Here is a 16183-nt window from a genome sequence, read left to right as displayed (position 1 = left end):
CCAGCGTAATCAGCGCCCGCTGCCCCGGCGAGATAATCAGCCCGAAATATTCAGTGCCTAGGCTGGCGGCACATCACCACAGGGAAGGTACCGCGTGCCCAAAGAGATCGTGCTCGGCGCATTCGAGGAGTTCACGCCGAGCTTCATCAGCAACGGCTGGCCGCACGAGCGGAGCACGCCGGCGGGATTCGCGACCCTTCCGTACTGGCAGTCCCTCGCGCGCGAGCTCGATGCCGCGGGATTCGACTTCCTGTTCTTCGCCGACGCGCTCGGGTACCCGATGGATGACGCGGGCGAGGTACCCGAAGTGGTCATCCGCGAGGCGGTGCAGTTCCCCGTGCACGACCCCCTGACGATCGTGAGCGCTCTCGCCGCGACGGTGGATCGACTGGGATTCGTGGTGACCGCGTCGACGACCTCCGAGCAGCCGTACCTGCTGGCGCGGCGTTTCGCCACCCTCGACACCCTGACGGGCGGCCGGGTCGGCTGGAACGTCGTGACCTCCGACATGCAACAGGCGCTCGTGAAGCTGCTCGGCCTGCGCAGCGTGACGCCGCACGACCGCCGCTACGACCGTGCGGACGAGTTCATCGACGTCGCGCTGCAGCTCTGGGAGGGCGGCTGGTCGGAGGACGCCGCGGTCGTCGACAAGGCCGCCCGCGTGTTCACCGACCCGGCGCGCGTGCACCGCATCCGCCACGAGGGCGAGTTCTTCTCCCTCGACGGCTACTTTCCGGTGAGCCCCGGTCCCCAGCGCACACCGACGCTCTTCCAGGCCGGCGCCTCCACCCGGGGCGTCGAATTCGCCGCCCGCATCGCGGAGTGCGTGTTCATCCAGGAGCGCGACCCGGCGAAGGCCGCGGCGCTCGTCGCGCGCATCCGGGCGGAGGTCGCCGCCCGCGGCCGCCGCGGCGACTCGGTCAAGGTGATCAACAGCATCTCCGTCGTCACAGCCCCGACGCCGGCCGCGGCGCAGAGCCTCCGCGACTCCCTCACCGCGGCGCCGAGCCGCGACGCCATGGCGGCGCTGTACCTCGGCTGGAGCGGCGTGAACCTGCTGGGCATCGACCCCGACACCCCCGTCGACGAGCTGAGCACGCAGGTCGGGCAGACGACCCTCGCGATGTACCAGGGGCAGGGGATGACCGTCGGTACGGTTCTCGACGCCCTCGCCCGCACCCTCGGCGGCACCAAGGTCACGGGAACCCCCGACAGCGTCGCCGCCGACATCGAAACCCTCGTGCGGGACACCGACGTGGACGGGTTCCTCATCGAGCACAGCTTCGGGGGCATCGCCACCTACCGCGACTTCATCGACGAGGTGATGCCGCGACTGCGCGACCGCGGGCTCCTGCCCGCGGATCCCCGCCACGGGAGTCTGCGAGAGATGCTGACGGGGGCTCCGACGCCGCGGCTGCAGGCCGGGCATCCGGGGGTGGGGTTCAGGCCCACCGTCTAGGCTCGCCCCGTGAGCGATGATCGACTCGACCGGGCGGTGACGGGCGGCGTCGTTCGCGGCCGCAGCTCCGCCGCCATCGACGAGTGGCGAGGGGTGCCCTACGCCGCTCCCCCGGTGGGGGCGAGACGGCTGCGGGCGCCGGCCCCGGTGATCCCGTGGACCGGTGTGCGCGACGCGACGCGCTTCGGCCCGGTGGCGACGCAGGATCGCAAGGGGCCGTTCGGCGGTGCGGCGCCGTCGACGCCACGGAGCGAGGACTGCCTCACGCTCAACATCGCGGCGCCGTCGGGCGCCGACTCCCTGCCCGTGATGGTGTTCATCCACGGCGGCGCCTACAGCGTGGGCTCCCCCGCCGACTCCCCGTGGCGCGGTACCACGTTCGTGCGGCGCGGCGTCGTGCACGTCACCCTCAACTACCGGCTGAATGCGCTCGGCTACCTCGACTTCAGCGAGTTCGGCTTCGACACCAATCTCGGCCTGCGCGATCAGGTCGCCGCGCTCGAGTGGGTGCGCGACAACATCGCTCGGTTCGGCGGCGACCCCGAGCGCGTCACGGTGTACGGCGAGAGCTCCGGCGGCAATGCCGTCACCACCTTGATGACGACGCCCGTGGCACGGGGACTCTTCGCCCGGGCGATCGCGCAGAGTCCGCCGAGCAACGCCGTCTACTGGCCCCACGACACGCGCCGCTCGGGCCGCGACTTCCTGCGACTGCTCGGGGCTCCCGTCGGCCGCGAAGCGGAGGCCCTGCGCGACGCGTCCGCCGACGCCCTCGTCACCGCCGCGCGACTGCTGTTCGCCGAGGTACCGGACGCCTACCCCGGCGACCTCGCGTTCAGCCCTGTGGTCGACGGCGCCTACCTTCCCGAGCATCCCTTCGAGGCATTCCGTCGCGGTCACCAGCACGACATTCCCCTCCTCATCGGCACGACCGGGCGGGAGGGCTCCGTCTTCTGGGGCAAGCGGCGGATCCTCGCCACCACTCGCTCCCGCCGCGAGGGGCTGCTCGCGGCGACGCCACCGGCCGCGCGCGAGCACTTCGCGCGCGCCTACCGCTTTGGCACCCGCCGCGACGACCTGGACTTCGGCGGCGACTTCGCATTCTGGTTCCCCAGTCAGCGGCTCGCGGAGCAGCACTCGGCGCGCCACCCCGCGTGGCTCTACCGACTCGACTACGCCCCGCCCCTGCTGCGGCTCCTCGGCATCGACGCCACCCACGGGGCCGACCTCATCACGGTCTTCGAGCGCGAGCGCGGCTGGGTCGGCCGCCTCAGCACGCTGCTCGGCGGCGCGCGCGATCTGCGGGCGGTCGGCGAGCGGATGCGCGAGCACTGGTACACCTTCGCCGCCACCGGCACCCTCCCCGAGGCGTGGCCCCGGTACTCCCCCGAGCGACGCGAGAGCCTGAGCTACGACATGGTGGACCGGGTGGAGCGGGACACGCGCCGGGACCGCCGCCTCGCGTGGGCGGGCTGGGTGCCGCTGCACTCAGCGGAGGGCGGCTCGTAGCCGGTCATCCGGGGAATGACGGGGCCGAGCCGCGGGTTGCACCGGTCGTGAAGAAGAAGATCGGGTTCCTGTCGTTCGGCCACTGGCAGGCCGTTCCGGGGTCGCAGGTGCGCACCGCGGCCGACTCGCTCCTGCAGACGATCGAGTTGGCGGTCGCGGCCGAGGAGCTCGGCATCGACGGCGCCTTTGTGCGCGTGCACCACTTCGCCCGGCAGCTCGCTGCGCCGTACCCGCTGCTCGCCGCGATCGGGGCGCGCACGAGCCGCATCGAGATCGGCACGGGCGTCATCGACATGCGCTACGAGAATCCGCTCTATGCCGCCGAGGAGGCCGCGAGCGCGGACCTCATCAGTGGCGGCAGGCTCCAGCTCGGGGTCAGCCGCGGGTCACCCGAGACGGCGCTGCGCGGCTCGGAGGCCTTCGGGTTTGTGCCGCCCGAGGGGATGACCGACGCCGACCTCGCCCGCGCTCACACCGAACTCTTCCTCGCCGCGCTCCGCGGGGCGGGCGTTGCGACCGCGAACCCCCAGCTGACGGGGACGACGGCACCCCTCCCCGTGCTCCCCCAGTCCCCCGGTCTTGCCGACCGGATCTGGTGGGGCTCCGGCACGCGCCAGACCGCCCGGTGGACGGCCGAGCAGGGGCTCAACCTCATGAGCAGCACGCTGCTGACGGAGGACACGGGGGTGTCGTTCGGCGAGTTGCAGGCCGAGCAGATCGCCATCTTCCGCGAGGCGTGGAAGGAGGCCGGCTGGGAGCGGGAGCCTCGCGTCTCGGTCAGCCGCAGCATCCTTCCGATCACCACCGACCAGGACCGCGCCTACTTCGGGGCGCGCGGTCGCGAGGAGCGCCACGATCAGGTCGGTTACCTCGATGCCGACACGATCGCCCGCTTCGGGAAGAGCTACGTGGGCGAACCCGACCGGATCGTTGAAGAGCTGCTCGACGACCCCGCCGTGCTGGCGGCCGACACGATCCTGCTCACCGTCCCCAACCAGCTGGGGGTCGACTACAACGCCCACCTGCTGGAGACGGTGGCCACCCAGATCGCCCCCGCGATCGGCTGGGAGCCGGCGACGGCGCTCGTCTGATCCCTGCACCGATCGGCATCCCCGGGCGGCTACCCCGTGGCGAGCCCGAGCAGCAGCGTGGCCGCGATCGTCAGCATGACGGCGGCGACGAGCGCGTCGAGCACCCGCCACGCGCCGGGGCGGGCGAAGACGGGGCGCAGCAGCCGCGCGCCCAGTCCCAGCCCGGTGAACCAGACGACGCTCGCCAGCGCGGCTCCGGCCCCGAACCACCAGCGGTCCGCGCCGTGCGTCGCCGCGACGGAGCCGAGCAGCACGATCGTGTCGAGGTAGACGTGCGGGTTGAGCCAGGTGAGCGCCAGGGCGGTGCCCGCGACGGCGAGGGTCGACGCCCGCGCGCCCGAGGCATCCGTCGACAGGACCGCGGGGCGGAGGGCGCGTCGCGCGGCGAGGGCGCCGTAGACGAGCAGAAATCCCGCTCCGACCACCCGCATGACGGTCAGCAGCCAGGGCGCCAATTGGAGCAGGCTGCCGAGGCCGCCCACGCCGACGGAGATGAGAACGGCGTCCGACGCGGCGCAGATCAGGATCACCACGGCGATGTGCTCGCGCCGCAGCCCCTGTCGCAGCACGAAGGCGTTCTGCGCGCCGATCGCGACGATGAGCGAGAATCCGAATCCCGCTCCGGCGAGGGCGATGAGCGCGGCATCGGCGAGCGGTGAACCGGAGGGCATGAGTCGACTGTACGGATCACTCGCCCTGCATTCCAGCTAAAGAATCATCACTCGCATTAGAATCGCTAATGTGACGGTCGACCTCGCCCAGCTCCGCGCACTGGCCGCGGTGATCGATGGCGGCTCCTTCGACGCCGCCGCGACGACACTGCACCTCACGCCCTCGGCCGTGAGCCAGCGCATCAAGGCGCTGGAGACGAGCGCGGGACGAATCCTCGTGACCCGCGGCAAGCCCGCGACCGCCACCGAGGCGGGTCTCCCCTACGTCACGCTCGCGCGCCAGATCGAGGCGCTGGTCACCGAGGTCACGCGCGGCAGCGAGACCTCAGGCCCGAGCGGGCAGAACGACGGGATGCCCGTGACCGTGCCCCTCGCCATCAATAGCGACTCCCTCTCCACCTGGGTGCTGCCCGCCCTGGCCCGCCTCCCCCACTCCCTCTCCCTCGACCTCCATCGCGAGGATCAGGATCACTCCTCCCGGCTGCTGCGCGACGGCACCGTCGTCGCCGCGATCACGACCGAGTCGAGACCCGTGCAGGGCTGCACCGTCGAGCGCCTCGGCACCATGCGCTATCGCCCCTTCGCGAGCGCGGCCTTCGCGGCCCGCTGGTTTGCGGGCGGCGTCACCGCAGAGGCGCTCGCGCACGCGCCGATGGTCGTCTTCGACCGCAAGGACACCCTGCAGGATCGCTATCTCCAGCTCCGCTCCCGTCGGCGGATCGACCCGCCGCGCCACCACGTGCCGGGGTCGTTCGACTTCGCCGCCGCGGTGCGGCTGGGGCTCGGCTGGGGAATGCTGCCCGATCAGCAGTCCGGCGGCGCCGAGGCGGCCGGTGAGATCGTCGACCTCGACCCCGCCCACGCGATCGACGTCGTGCTGTTCTGGCAGCAGTGGGCGATTCGCACGGCCGCGATCGACCTCATCGCCTCGGTCATCCGCGACGCCGCGCGCGAGCACCTCGTCTGACCCGGTCAGCCTCAGCGGTCGCCGTCGAGCAGGAGCTCGACGCGGTCGTGCAGGTACCGCGCGAGCGGAGCGACCCCGAGCGCCCCGGGCGCGGAGTCCCAGCGCAGCATGACCACTCCGTCGCGGCACTCCAGTCGCACCGCACCCGCGTCGGGCCCGGGTGCCTCGCCCGCGGCTGAGGCGAGCGACTCCGCCGCGGTGTCGAGCGGCTGCCACCCCAGGTTGATCGCCTCTCCCGGCGGGAAGGGGCTGCGGGAGGCGATCCGCCGCAGCTCGCGCCGCGCCTCCCCAGCGGGCGATCGGTTCACGGCCGCCCGACCCGGCTCGACGGCCCGGGTCACCTCGCCGACGCGATAGAGCCGCCCCTCGCGGTCGAGAAGCAGCACGCCCACCCTCCAGGCACGCCCGACCGGGCGGATGACCGGCCCCCGCCCCCACCCGAACACCCGTCTCCCGGTCACGAGTTCGCCGAGTGCCTCGTCGTGCGCCCCCGCGGCGACGAGCCGCACGACGGTGGCCCGCAGCTCGGTCTCCAGTGCACTCACGGCACGGCGCGCCACCTCCAGCGCATCGGCGGAGCCGCCCGCGGTCAGTCCCTCATTCATCGCCCCACTGCCTCCCGGGGCGAGCCCCGATCCGCGGTCGCGCCACCGTTCGTCGCATGATCGGGCGCCGGCATGCCTCCAGTATGCGCGGGCGGGGGCGCACCGAGTTTCGGCACGCCCCCGCCTGCGGCTCAGGCGACCGGCGGAACCGGGTCGCCCTCGAGCGCCTCAGCGCCTTCGAGCAGCGCGGGCGCGTTCGCCATGACGGTCGGACGCGCGGCTCCGAGCACGAGCGCGTAGATGACGCCGAGCGCCACGAGCCCGATGGCGAGGGCCGGCAGCAGGTTGTAGGGCGCGGGCTGGCCGGGGTGCAGGTCGCCGTAGACCGGGATGGCGAGCACCACGAGACCGATGATCGGCACCGCGACCCACAGCAGCGGGTTCTTGCGCACGCCCGCCGCGCGCAGCTTCGCGTACTGAACGATCAAAGCGACGTTCGCGACGATGTACATGATCACGATGCCGAGGATCCCGAGGGTGCCCAGGAAGCCCGAGGCGGTGCCGGGATCGGTGAACGCCGTCGAGATCGCGCCGATGATGAGGCTCGGCACCACGAAGGCGATCGCGGCGACCCACGGCGTCTCGAACCGCGGAGAGATGCGCGAGAGCCCTCGTGGCCACAGCCCACCGCGGGCGCCGGCGAAGATCACCCGCGAGGTCTGTGTGTTGGCGGCGACGTAGGAGCTCGTCACACTGACCAGGAACACCCCCGCGATGATCGGCACGAACAGCGGCAGGAACCGGCCCGCCGCGGTGGCGAAGGGGTTGCCGTCGCTCGCGAACTGCTTCATGTGGTCGACGCCGAAGGCGGTCACGATCGCGTAGGAGCCCAGCACGTAGATGATGCCGCTCACGACGACCGCTCCGACGACCGCGATCGGCACGTTGCGACGCGGGTTGCGGGTCTCCTCGGCGAGCGGCGCCGATGCCTCGAAGCCGCCGAAGGCCAGCACCGCGAGGCTGAAGGCGAGGAAGATGCTCTGCCCGTCGCTCCCGCTCGGCCAGGTGAACGGCACCGAGGACAGGCCCTGCGCACCGCCCTGCCCGATGATGGCGAGGCTCAGGATGACCAGCACAACGACCTCGATCACGTAGAGCACGATCGTCACCCGGATCCCGAACTGCAGGCCGAGGATCACGGGCACGGTCACGATGGCGCCGTAGACGAAGGTCGTCACGATCGTGAGCGCCGTCACGCTGCCGTGATCGGTGACTCCCGGGAACAGCAGCCCGACGATGTAGCTGCCGACGAAGATGTAGATCCCTCCGAACGCGATGATGTAGCCGACGATCGCGATGACGCCGGTCGCGGTGGCGACGCGGGGCCCGAGGGAGCGGCTGATGTAGGTGATGAAGGAGCCGGCGCTCGGGTAGAGGCTGGAGAACTGCGCGAGGCTGAGGCCCGTGGCGATCATCCCGACCATGCTGATGAGGAAGACGAGCGGCACGGAGGCACCGGCGAGACTGGCCATGACACCCGTGGTGAAGAACAGGTTGAAGGCGGGGGCGATCTGGGCGAGGCCCGGCATCATGACTCCGAGAAGGCCGAGCTTCTTGGAGTCGAGGGTGGCCGCGTCGGGTGCTGCGGCCGAGGGAATGGTCATCAGTTGGTCCTTTCGTTGTCGCGCAGAAAGCCGACGAATGCGGAGTTGAACTCGTCGGGGTATTCCCAGATGCAGCCGTGGCCGCCCGGGGTGGTGCGCCATTCCGAGCCGGGAATGAGCTCGTGCAGGTCGTGGGAGAGCGCCGTCGGGATCAGGATGTCCTGCTCACCGGTCAGCACGAGCGTCGGCATGCTCAGCTCGGCGAGGTTCGCCGTCTCGTCGTGGTTCTGGATCACGGCGAGCTGCGCGAGGTAGGCGTGCACGGGCTGATCCATGTAGCGCATCGCCGTCTCGAACTCGACGAGCTCGTCGTGGCGGCGCTGGAAGAACTCGAGGGTGAAGGCCCACAGCGTCACGTCGCGCATCACGGTCGGCACGCCCATCACCCGCGCGGTATCCGCCCAGAGCTCGAACATGCGCGAGCAGAAGGGGCCGGGTGCGGCGTAGGTGCTGGCCAGGGTCAGACTGCGGATGCCCGAGGGGTGCTCGAGCGCGAAGCGCTGGGCGATCATCCCGCCCATCGAGACCCCCATCACGTGGTAGTCGTCGAGGCCGAGGTGGTCGACGAGCGCCTTCGCGTCGGCGGCGAGGAGCGCGGTGCTGTAGGGCCCGGCGGGTTTGCTGCTCGCGCCGATCCCGCGGTTGTCGAAGCGCACGACGCGGTAGCCCGCGTCGAGGAGGGCGGGCAGCTGGTACCCCCAGCTCTCCAGGTCGTCGGCGAGGCCGTTGATCAGCAGCACGGTCTCGGGACCGTCGCCGTCGACGGCGTAGTTCATGTCGATTCCATTGGCACTCAGCACGGGCATTGCGGTCAGCTTTCGGTGGGATTCGGATCGGACGACACCCGCCGCGGGTCAGCGGACTCGATGCGGGTGTGGAGGGTGCGGAGGGTCTCCGCGGTGAGGGAGAAGTGCTCTTCGGCGAGCCGGGCGGCCTCGTCGGCGCGGGCCCCCAGGATCGCCTCCGCGAGCCGCGCGTGCTGGTCGATCGCGCGCGCCCGCACCTCGGGGCTGTACGGCTCGGCATCGAAGCCGAGGCTCACGTCGCGACGGATGCGCAGACTCAGGTCGGCGAGCTGCGCGTTGTGCGTCGCCGCCGCGATCGCCTGGTGCACCTCGAGGTCGGCGATCCGGCTGGACTCGCGATCGCTGTCGGCCGCCTCGTAGCCGGCGACCGCGCGCCGGATGCGATCCGCGTCCTCCGCGGTGTGCCGCACGGCCGCGGTGCGCGCGATCTGCTGCTCGATGAGCGAGCGGTAGTCGAGTGTCACCTCGAGCTGGTCCCAGCCGGGCTCGAGCGCCCGGCGCACCATCGAGTCGGAGGCCGGTCCCCACTGCGAGGTGACGACGGTACCGCCGTGCCGACCGCGCTGAACCGTCACGTAGCCGAGCGCGGCGAGCCGGGTGAGCGCCTCGCGCACGGTCGTCGGGCTCACCTCCAGCAGCTTCGAGAGCTCCTGCACCGTCGGTAGCTTCTGCCCGACCACGAACTGCCCGAGCGCGATCGCGGTCACGAAGCGATCGGCGATGCGCGCGCCCGCCGTCTCGGCGACGAGGGGTCGCAGGGCACCGATGACCGGCTCGGACTCCGCGTTCGTCACGCGCCGCTCCCCTCGTCGAACCACCGCTGCAGGAACCGCGCGACCGTCTTCGCGCACTCGACGATGCTCGCCAGCTCCACCGCCTCGTCGGTGCCGTGCATGTTGCGGGTGCGCGGGCCGTAAGCAAGGGCCGGCACCCCGAACTGATTGAGGTAGAACCGCGCGTCGGTCGTCGATCCGATCGTGACGAGCGCGGGCCTGGCGCCGTGGGCCTCCGCGTGCGCGTCCGCGACGGCGGTGACGAGGGGTGCGGTGGAGTCCTGCAGGTAGCGCTCGGCGCGGTAGCCGGTCATCCGGATGATCGGCGGGTGCTCCACGAGCCACTCCACATCGGCCGTTCCGGCCGTGACCGCCGCCGCGACCCGCGCGAGCGCCTCCTCGCTCGTCCAGGCGGCCGGGTGGCCGACCCGCACCTGCAGCCGCGCGACCGGCGGCACGCTCGATGCCCAGTCGCCGGCGTGGAAGGTGCCGATATTGACGTTGTAGGGGTGGGCGAGCTCGCCGAAAGCCTCATCGCGATCGATGCCCTCGCGGTGGGCGCGGTTCATCTCCGCCTCGAAACCGCGGAGTGCCTCGACCACGCTGAGCGCGGTGAGGATCGGATTGACCGACTCCCCGGCCGCCTCGGCGTGCCCGGCGAGCCCCTCCAGCTCGATGCCGACCCAGATGAGGCTGATGCCGCCGAGCAGGATCTCGAGATCGGTGGGCTCGAGGAGCAGCGCGGCGTCGGCGAGGTGTCCGGCGCGGCCCGAGGCCAGGGTCCCGTTGCCGGTCGACTCCTCCTCGATCGCGGCGACCCAGCGGAGGGTGCCGCGCTGCCAGCCGGGGGCGACCTCGTCGAGCGCCCGGACGGCGAGCAGGCCCGCGGCGAAACCGCCCTTCATGTCGCCGGCGCCGCGGCCGATCATCCAGCCGTCGCGCACGGTCGGCTCGAAGGGCGGACTCGTCCACCGCGTCGCGTCGTCCGCCGGAACGACATCGATGTGCCCGTTGATGAGGAGGGAGCGGTTTCCGGTGCCGCGCTCGGCGACGATGTCGTACCGACCCTCGTAGCTCCCCTGCGCGATTCCCGCAGCCTCGTCGTCGACGATGTCCGCGGGGATCGCGAAGCGGTCGATCGCGAAGCCGAGTGCGTCCAGCTCGCCCGCGAGCACCTCTTCCGCGCCCTGCTCCTGGCCGACGATGCTCGGCTCGGCGACGAGACGGGCGAGCACCTCGAAGGCCCGCGGTGCGAGGCGATCGATCGCGTCATCGAGAGTGGTCACGAACAGGCTCCAAAAAACTAAACAACCAGTGATTGGTTGTTTAAGGAATGTAGACCTCGATTCGCGGGCGCGCCAGATCGCGCGAGCACTGTTTACCCGCACGAAACAATCCGCGAATCGACGCGTGATCGCCGCCCGCGTCACATAACTACTTTCATTTGAAACAAACGGGAAACATGAGTCGCCTACAACTGTCGTGCGGTTCCTCGGTCGCAGACCAGTTCCTGGCCATCCCACACGAAAGGCATCGTTGTGTCCCTTCCTCGCACCCTGATCACCGGCGCTGCAGGCATCGCCCTGCTCGCCACCACCCTCACCCTGTCCGGCTGTACCGGCGCCAAAGTCGGAGCGGGCGCGTCCGGCGCACCCTCCGCCAAGTCGTGCGTCGACACCTCGGGCGACTCGATCAAGATCGGGTTCATCAACTCGCTCTCCGGCACCATGGCGATCTCTGAGAAGCCGGTCCAGCAGGCGCTGTACCTCGCCGAGAAGCAGATCAACGCCGCGGGCGGCGTGCTCGGCAAGACGCTGTCGGTCGTCACTTCCGACGGCGCCTCCGACCCGAACACCTTCGCCCAGAAGGCCGACAAGCTGCTCACGCAGGACTGCGTCGCCGCCGTCTTCGGCGGATGGACGAGCGCGAGCCGGAAGGCGATGCTCCCGGTCTTCGAGCGCGACAACGGGCTGCTGTTCTACCCCGTGCAGTACGAGGGCATGGAGTCGAGCAAGAACATCTTCTACATCGGCGCCACCACCAACCAGCAGATCGTCCCCGCGATGGACTACCTCGCTCAGCAGGGCAAGAAGAAGGTGTTCCTCGTCGGGAGCGACTACGTGTTCCCGCGCACCGCCAACAAGATCATCGACGCCTACGCGAAGGCGAAGGGCATCGACATCGTCGGCGAGGAGTACGCCCCGCTCGGCTCGGTCGACTTCACCACGATCGTCAGCAAGCTGAAGGCGTCGGGCGCCGATGCCGTGTTCAACACGCTCAACGGCGACTCCAACGTGGCCTTCTTCAAGGAGTACACCAACGCCGGCTTCACGGCGAAGACGGTCCCGGTGCTCTCCGTGTCGATCGCCGAGCAGGAGGTCAAGGGCATCGGCGTGCAGAACATCGAGGGCCAGCTCACGGCCTGGAACTACTACCAGACGATCGGCTCCCCCGCCAACGACGCCTTCGTGAGCGCGTTCCAGAAGGAATACGGACAGGACGCGGTGGTCGATGACCCGATGGAGGACGCCTACTCCTCGCTGTTCCTCTGGAAGGCGATGGTCGAGAAGGCGAAGTCCTTCGACGTGAAGGCGATCCAGGAGAACAGCGACGGGGTCTCCTACGACGCCCCGGAAGGCACCATGACAGTCAGCGGCAAGAACCACCACGTGACGAAGACCGCCCGCATCGGCGTCATCGAACCGTCCGGTCTGATCGACACGGTGTGGCAGTCGCCGTCGGCCATCACCCCCGACCCGTACCTGACCGGGCCCGACTACCCCTGGGCAGCGGGCCTCGCCACCGGGGCGAGCGCGGCGCCCAGCAACTGACCGGAGACCCACCGGGCGTGCCCGCCGTCACCACCGTGGTGGCGGGCACGCCCCCTCGCAGAAAGGTCGCGTTGATGACCCTGGTTCTCACGACCATCGTGTCGGGCCTGTGCGTCGGCTCGCTGCTGCTGCTCATCGCGCTCGGGCTCGGCCTCACCTTCGGCCAGATGGGCGTCATCAACAACGCCCACGGGGAGTTCATCATGATCGGCGCGTACACCGCGTATCTCGTGCAGCGCGCGCTCGGCGATCCCGGATCGTCCCTGCTGCTCTCCCTGCCGGTCGCCTTCGTCACGGCCGGGCTTCTGGGGGTCGTGCTCGAAGTCACGCTCCTGCGCCGCATGCACCGGCGCCCCCTCGACACGCTCCTCGTCACCTTCGGCGTCTCGCTCGTTCTCCAGCAGCTCGCCCGCGACCTCTTCGGCGCTCCGAGCGTGAACGTGACCGCCCCCGCCTGGCTGTCGGGCGACCCCTTCGTGATCGCGGGAGCCGACGTGCCGCGCACCTGGGTGTTCCTCTTCGCGCTCTCGATCGGCTGTGTGCTGGGGCTGCGTATCGTGCTCGGCGTGACGCCCCTCGGCCGGCGCATCCGAGCGACGGTGCAGAACCGGGATCTCGCCGAGACCTCGGGCATCTCGACCGCCGCCACCGACCGGATGACCTTCTTCATCGGTTCCGGTCTCGCGGGCGTCGCCGGTGTCGGCGTCACCCTGCTCGGGGCGATCAGCCCCACCCTCGGAACGAGCTACATCGTCAATGCCTTCCTCGTGGTCGTCGCGGGCGGCATCGGACAGCTCTGGGGCTCGGTCGTCGCGGCGTTCGGCCTGGGCATCCTCGAATCCTTCATCGGGTTCTCGATCGGGCAGTCGACGGCGCAGGCCCTCGTCTTCCTCGTCGTGGTCGTCTTCCTGCAGTTCCGTCCACAGGGCCTCATCGCCCTCCGCACGAGGAGCATCGCATGAGCACCGCCGAACGCACGGCCGTGACAGCGACCCGCACCCGGGGCCTCCGCCGCATTCTGCGCCCGAGGGCGCGGCTGTGGCTCGGCACGCTCGCGGCGGCCCTGATCCTGTTCGTCGTCGCGCCGGCCGCGCTCTCGGGCTACCAGTTCGGCCTGCTGGCCCAGTTCCTCTGCTACGCCATGGTTGCGGTCGGCATCGGTCTCGCCTGGGGACAGGGCGGCATGCTCACGCTCGGCCAGGGCCTGTTCTTCGGCATCGGCGGCTACGCGATGGCGATGCACCTGCAGCTCGACGACGCGGGTCCGGGCGGGGTGCCGGCCTTCATGAGCCTGTACGGCTCGGGCACGGTGCCCGCGTGGTGGGAGCCGTTCCGCGACCCCTGGATCACGATCGGCACGATCATCCTGCTCCCGGCGGCGCTCGCCGCCCTGCTCGGCTACGCGATCTTCGCCCGGCGGGTGCGCGGCGCCTACTTCGCCATCCTCTCGCAGGCCCTGGTCGCCGCGTTCGCGATCCTGCTGATCGGACAGCAGGCGTCCACCGGGGGCAGCACCGGGCTCAGCAACTTCCGCGGCTTCTTCGGGTACTCGCTCGCCGATCCGCTCAATCAGCGGCTGCTGTTCTTCCTCGCGGCGGGCACCCTCATCGGCATGGTGCTGCTCGTGCGCCTGCTCATGCGATCGCGCTACGGAGAGCTGCTCGTCGCGACGCGCGATCAGGAGATGCGCGTTCGATTCCTGGGCTACAACCCGGCGCTCGTGAAGACGGTCGCCTTCGTCGTCTCCTCGGTGTTCGCGGCGGTCGGCGGCGCCCTGTTCGTGCCGATCGCGGGAATCATCTCGCCGTCCGATGTCGCGGTCGTCCCCTCGATCATGTTCGTCGCGGGCGTCGCCATCGGCGGGCGGGCCACGCTGCTGGGGCCGGTGCTGGGCTCGCTCGCGCTGTCGTGGGTCGGCGCCCAGCTGCAGGACAACTACCCGAGCGTGTGGAGCTACTTCCAGGGAGCGCTGTTCGTGCTCGTGCTCGGCTTCCTGCCCCAGGGTTTCGCCACCCTCGGCGGCGTGCTGCGGCGGCGGAAGGGGGATTCACGATGACGACGACGCGACCACTCGCGCTCGAGGTCACGGGCCTGCGCGTGGAGTTCGACGGCTTCGTCGCGGTGCGCGACGTCGACCTCACCGTGCCCGCGGGCGAGCTGCGATTCCTGATCGGGCCGAACGGCGCGGGCAAGACGACCGTCATCGACGCCCTGACCGGCCTCGTCCGTGGCACCGGCACCGCGCGGTTCGACGGTCACGAGCTGCTCGGCCGGCCCGTGCACCGGCTCGTGCGCGCGGGGATCGGGCGCACCTTCCAGACCGCGAGCGTGTTCGAGGGCCACACCGTGCTGCAGAACCTCGACATCGCGGCGGGGCTGCACCGCCGCCCGACGACGCTGCTGCGCCGCCGACGGGGTGTTCCGGAGGAGGTGCTGCGCGCGCTCGACACCGTCGGACTCGACGACCTCGCCGATCGGCCCGCCGGCGAGCTCGCGCACGGTCAGAAGCAGTGGCTCGAGATCGGCATGCTGCTGGTGCAGGATGCCCGGCTCCTGCTCCTCGACGAGCCGGTCGCCGGCATGAGCGGTGAGGAGCGCGCCGCGACCGGCGAGCTCCTCCGCCGCATCAGCCGCGACCGCACCGTCGTGGTGGTGGAGCACGACATGGAGTTCCTCCGCAACTACGCCGACACCGTGACGGTCATGCACCGCGGGAGCATCCTCGCCGAGGGCGGCGTGGACGAGGTGCAGTCCGACCCCCGAGTCATCGAGGTCTACCTGGGCGCTCCGCTCGACGCGCCCACGGCGACAGCGACGGCGAGGGCGACGGGAAGGGAGACGAGATGAGACTCGAGGTGGAGCGGCTCAGCACCGGCTACGGGCGAGTCCCCGTCGTTCGCGACGTGGGGTTCACGATCGAACCGGGACGGTTGACCGCGATCCTGGGTCACAACGGAGCGGGCAAGACGACGCTGCTGCGGGCGATCGTCGGCGTTCTGCCCGCTCGCGAGGGGAGCATCCGCTTCTCCGGCACGGAGGTGAGCAGGCTGCGGCCGCACCTCCGGGTGCGTCGAGGGCTCGCCTACGTGCCCCAGGGCCAGCAGGCCTTCGGCCAGTTGACCGCGGCCGAGAATCTGCGGCTCGTGGCCGACTATTACGGCGCGGCCGGTCGCCGCCGGGTTGCGGATGCGCTCGACCTGTTCCCCGCGCTGCGGGAGCTGCTCGCCCGCCCCGCCGGCCTGCTCTCCGGGGGTCAGCGTCAGCAGCTCGCGATCGCGCGAGCGCTCGTGACCGACCCCGAACTGCTCGTGCTCGATGAGCCGACGGAGGGGATCCAGCCCTCGGTCGTCACCGAGATCCAGGAGGCGATCGCGACCCTCACCCGCGCGCGCGAGCTCTCGGTGCTCCTCGTGGAGCAGCACGTGGGCTTCGCGGTCGCCGCCGCGGACGAGTTCCTCGTCCTCACCTCCGGTCGGCTCAGCCATCGCGGCCCCGGCGGACCCGGTGCCGCCGCCGAGGCCCACCGAGTCCTGGCACTGTGAACGAAAGGCTCTCATCATGCATCTGACCCCGGCGGAGGTGGAGAAGCTGCTGCTGGCGACCGCGGGCATGGTCGCCCGCGATCGGCTCGGTCGCGGTATCCGGCTCAACTATCCCGAGACGGTGGCGTTCCTGAGCTGCTGGATCATCGAACGGGCGCGCGAGGGCGCGACCGTCCAGGAGCTCATGACGAGCGGAACCGAGGTCCTCGCCCGAGAGCAGGTGATGCTCGGCGTGCCCGAAATGCTGCACGAGGTGCAGGTCGAAGCCACCTTCCCCGACGGTCGCAAGCTCGTCACCCTCCATCACCCGATCCCGTAACCAGGA

16 protein-coding genes are annotated in these 16183 nt (G+C 70.7%); 10 read left to right on the top strand and 6 right to left on the bottom strand.

Features of this window, described 5'->3' with window-relative positions:
* Positions 1–94 precede the first annotated feature (94 nt).
* From G3T37_RS01170 to G3T37_RS01160, 3 genes are read left to right on the top strand one after another with little or no spacing between them, the layout of a single operon-like run.
* Positions 95–1459: an NtaA/DmoA family FMN-dependent monooxygenase gene (locus tag G3T37_RS01170; RefSeq protein ID WP_163471650.1), complete on the top strand. Its 1365-nt coding sequence runs from the start codon at positions 95–97 to the stop codon at positions 1457–1459.
* Positions 1460–1468: 9 nt separating this feature from the next.
* Entirely contained in the window at positions 1469–2968 is a 1500-nt protein-coding gene (locus G3T37_RS01165) for a carboxylesterase family protein (RefSeq protein WP_163471649.1), read from the top strand.
* Between the two features lie 47 nt (positions 2969–3015).
* The gene (locus G3T37_RS01160; protein WP_163471648.1) at positions 3016–4059 is read left to right on the top strand and encodes an LLM class flavin-dependent oxidoreductase; all 1044 of its coding nucleotides are present in this window, start codon (positions 3016–3018) and stop codon (positions 4057–4059) included.
* 29 nt (positions 4060–4088) lie between these two features.
* Here G3T37_RS01160 and G3T37_RS01155 read toward each other — a convergent pair whose 3' ends face one another.
* On the bottom strand, positions 4089–4730 hold the full coding sequence (locus tag G3T37_RS01155; RefSeq protein WP_163471647.1) for a LysE/ArgO family amino acid transporter: 642 nt from the start codon (positions 4728–4730) through the stop codon (positions 4089–4091).
* A 70-nt stretch (positions 4731–4800) separates the two neighbouring features.
* Here G3T37_RS01155 and G3T37_RS01150 point away from each other — a divergent pair, with 70 nt between their 5' ends.
* On the top strand, positions 4801–5697 hold the full coding sequence (locus tag G3T37_RS01150) for an ArgP/LysG family DNA-binding transcriptional regulator (RefSeq protein ID WP_163471646.1): 897 nt from the start codon (positions 4801–4803) through the stop codon (positions 5695–5697).
* Positions 5698–5708: 11 nt separating this feature from the next.
* Here the strand turns inward: G3T37_RS01150 and G3T37_RS01145 are convergent, their stop codons facing one another.
* From G3T37_RS01145 to G3T37_RS01125, 5 genes are all read right to left on the bottom strand, one after another.
* Positions 5709–6302, bottom strand: coding sequence for a hypothetical protein (locus tag G3T37_RS01145; RefSeq protein ID WP_163471645.1), 594 nt, complete (start codon positions 6300–6302; stop codon positions 5709–5711).
* A 131-nt stretch (positions 6303–6433) separates the two neighbouring features.
* On the bottom strand, positions 6434–7906 hold the full coding sequence (locus tag G3T37_RS01140) for an APC family permease (protein WP_163471644.1): 1473 nt from the start codon (positions 7904–7906) through the stop codon (positions 6434–6436).
* Positions 7906–8712, bottom strand: coding sequence for an alpha/beta fold hydrolase (locus G3T37_RS01135; protein ID WP_163471643.1), 807 nt, complete (start codon positions 8710–8712; stop codon positions 7906–7908). Before G3T37_RS01135 ends, G3T37_RS01140 begins: the two co-directional genes overlap by 1 nt.
* Before the next feature lie 5 nt (positions 8713–8717).
* Complete coding sequence (locus G3T37_RS01130) at positions 8718–9506, bottom strand: FCD domain-containing protein (protein WP_163471642.1); 789 nt, start codon at positions 9504–9506, stop codon at positions 8718–8720.
* The gene (locus G3T37_RS01125; RefSeq protein ID WP_163471641.1) at positions 9503–10771 is read right to left on the bottom strand and encodes an ArgE/DapE family deacylase; all 1269 of its coding nucleotides are present in this window, start codon (positions 10769–10771) and stop codon (positions 9503–9505) included. The genes G3T37_RS01130 and G3T37_RS01125 overlap by 4 nt, the downstream gene beginning before the upstream one ends.
* 252 nt (positions 10772–11023) lie before the next feature.
* On the opposite strand from G3T37_RS01125, the gene urtA reads away from it, so the two are divergent.
* The 6 genes from urtA (at position 11024) to G3T37_RS01095 (ending at position 16177) form a co-directional block, all read left to right on the top strand.
* The gene (urtA, locus tag G3T37_RS01120) at positions 11024–12316 is read left to right on the top strand and encodes an urea ABC transporter substrate-binding protein (protein ID WP_163471640.1); all 1293 of its coding nucleotides are present in this window, start codon (positions 11024–11026) and stop codon (positions 12314–12316) included.
* Between the two features lie 74 nt (positions 12317–12390).
* On the top strand, positions 12391–13278 hold the full coding sequence (gene urtB / locus G3T37_RS01115; RefSeq protein WP_163471639.1) for an urea ABC transporter permease subunit UrtB: 888 nt from the start codon (positions 12391–12393) through the stop codon (positions 13276–13278).
* Positions 13275–14372, top strand: a complete 1098-nt coding sequence (urtC, locus tag G3T37_RS01110; protein WP_163471638.1) for an urea ABC transporter permease subunit UrtC — start codon at positions 13275–13277, stop codon at positions 14370–14372. Before urtB ends, urtC begins: the two co-directional genes overlap by 4 nt.
* A complete protein-coding gene (gene urtD / locus G3T37_RS01105) occupies positions 14369–15163 on the top strand; it encodes an urea ABC transporter ATP-binding protein UrtD (RefSeq protein WP_163471637.1) in 795 nt (264 codons plus the stop codon). Before urtC ends, urtD begins: the two co-directional genes overlap by 4 nt.
* The gene (locus G3T37_RS01100) at positions 15160–15858 is read left to right on the top strand and encodes an ATP-binding cassette domain-containing protein (RefSeq protein ID WP_163471636.1); all 699 of its coding nucleotides are present in this window, start codon (positions 15160–15162) and stop codon (positions 15856–15858) included. The genes urtD and G3T37_RS01100 overlap by 4 nt, the downstream gene beginning before the upstream one ends.
* 16 nt (positions 15859–15874) lie before the next feature.
* Positions 15875–16177 carry an urease subunit gamma gene (locus G3T37_RS01095; RefSeq protein WP_163471635.1) on the top strand — a complete coding sequence of 101 codons (303 nt, stop codon included), beginning with the start codon at positions 15875–15877 and terminating at the stop codon, positions 16175–16177.
* Positions 16178–16183: the final 6 nt, after the last annotated feature.

The organism is Galbitalea soli (assembly GCF_010686725.1).
In the GTDB taxonomy this organism is placed as follows: Bacteria; Actinomycetota; Actinomycetes; order Actinomycetales; family Microbacteriaceae; genus Galbitalea; species Galbitalea soli.
Note: the sequence above shows the minus strand (reverse complement) of the source record. Positions and strands in the feature narration are given on the sequence as shown.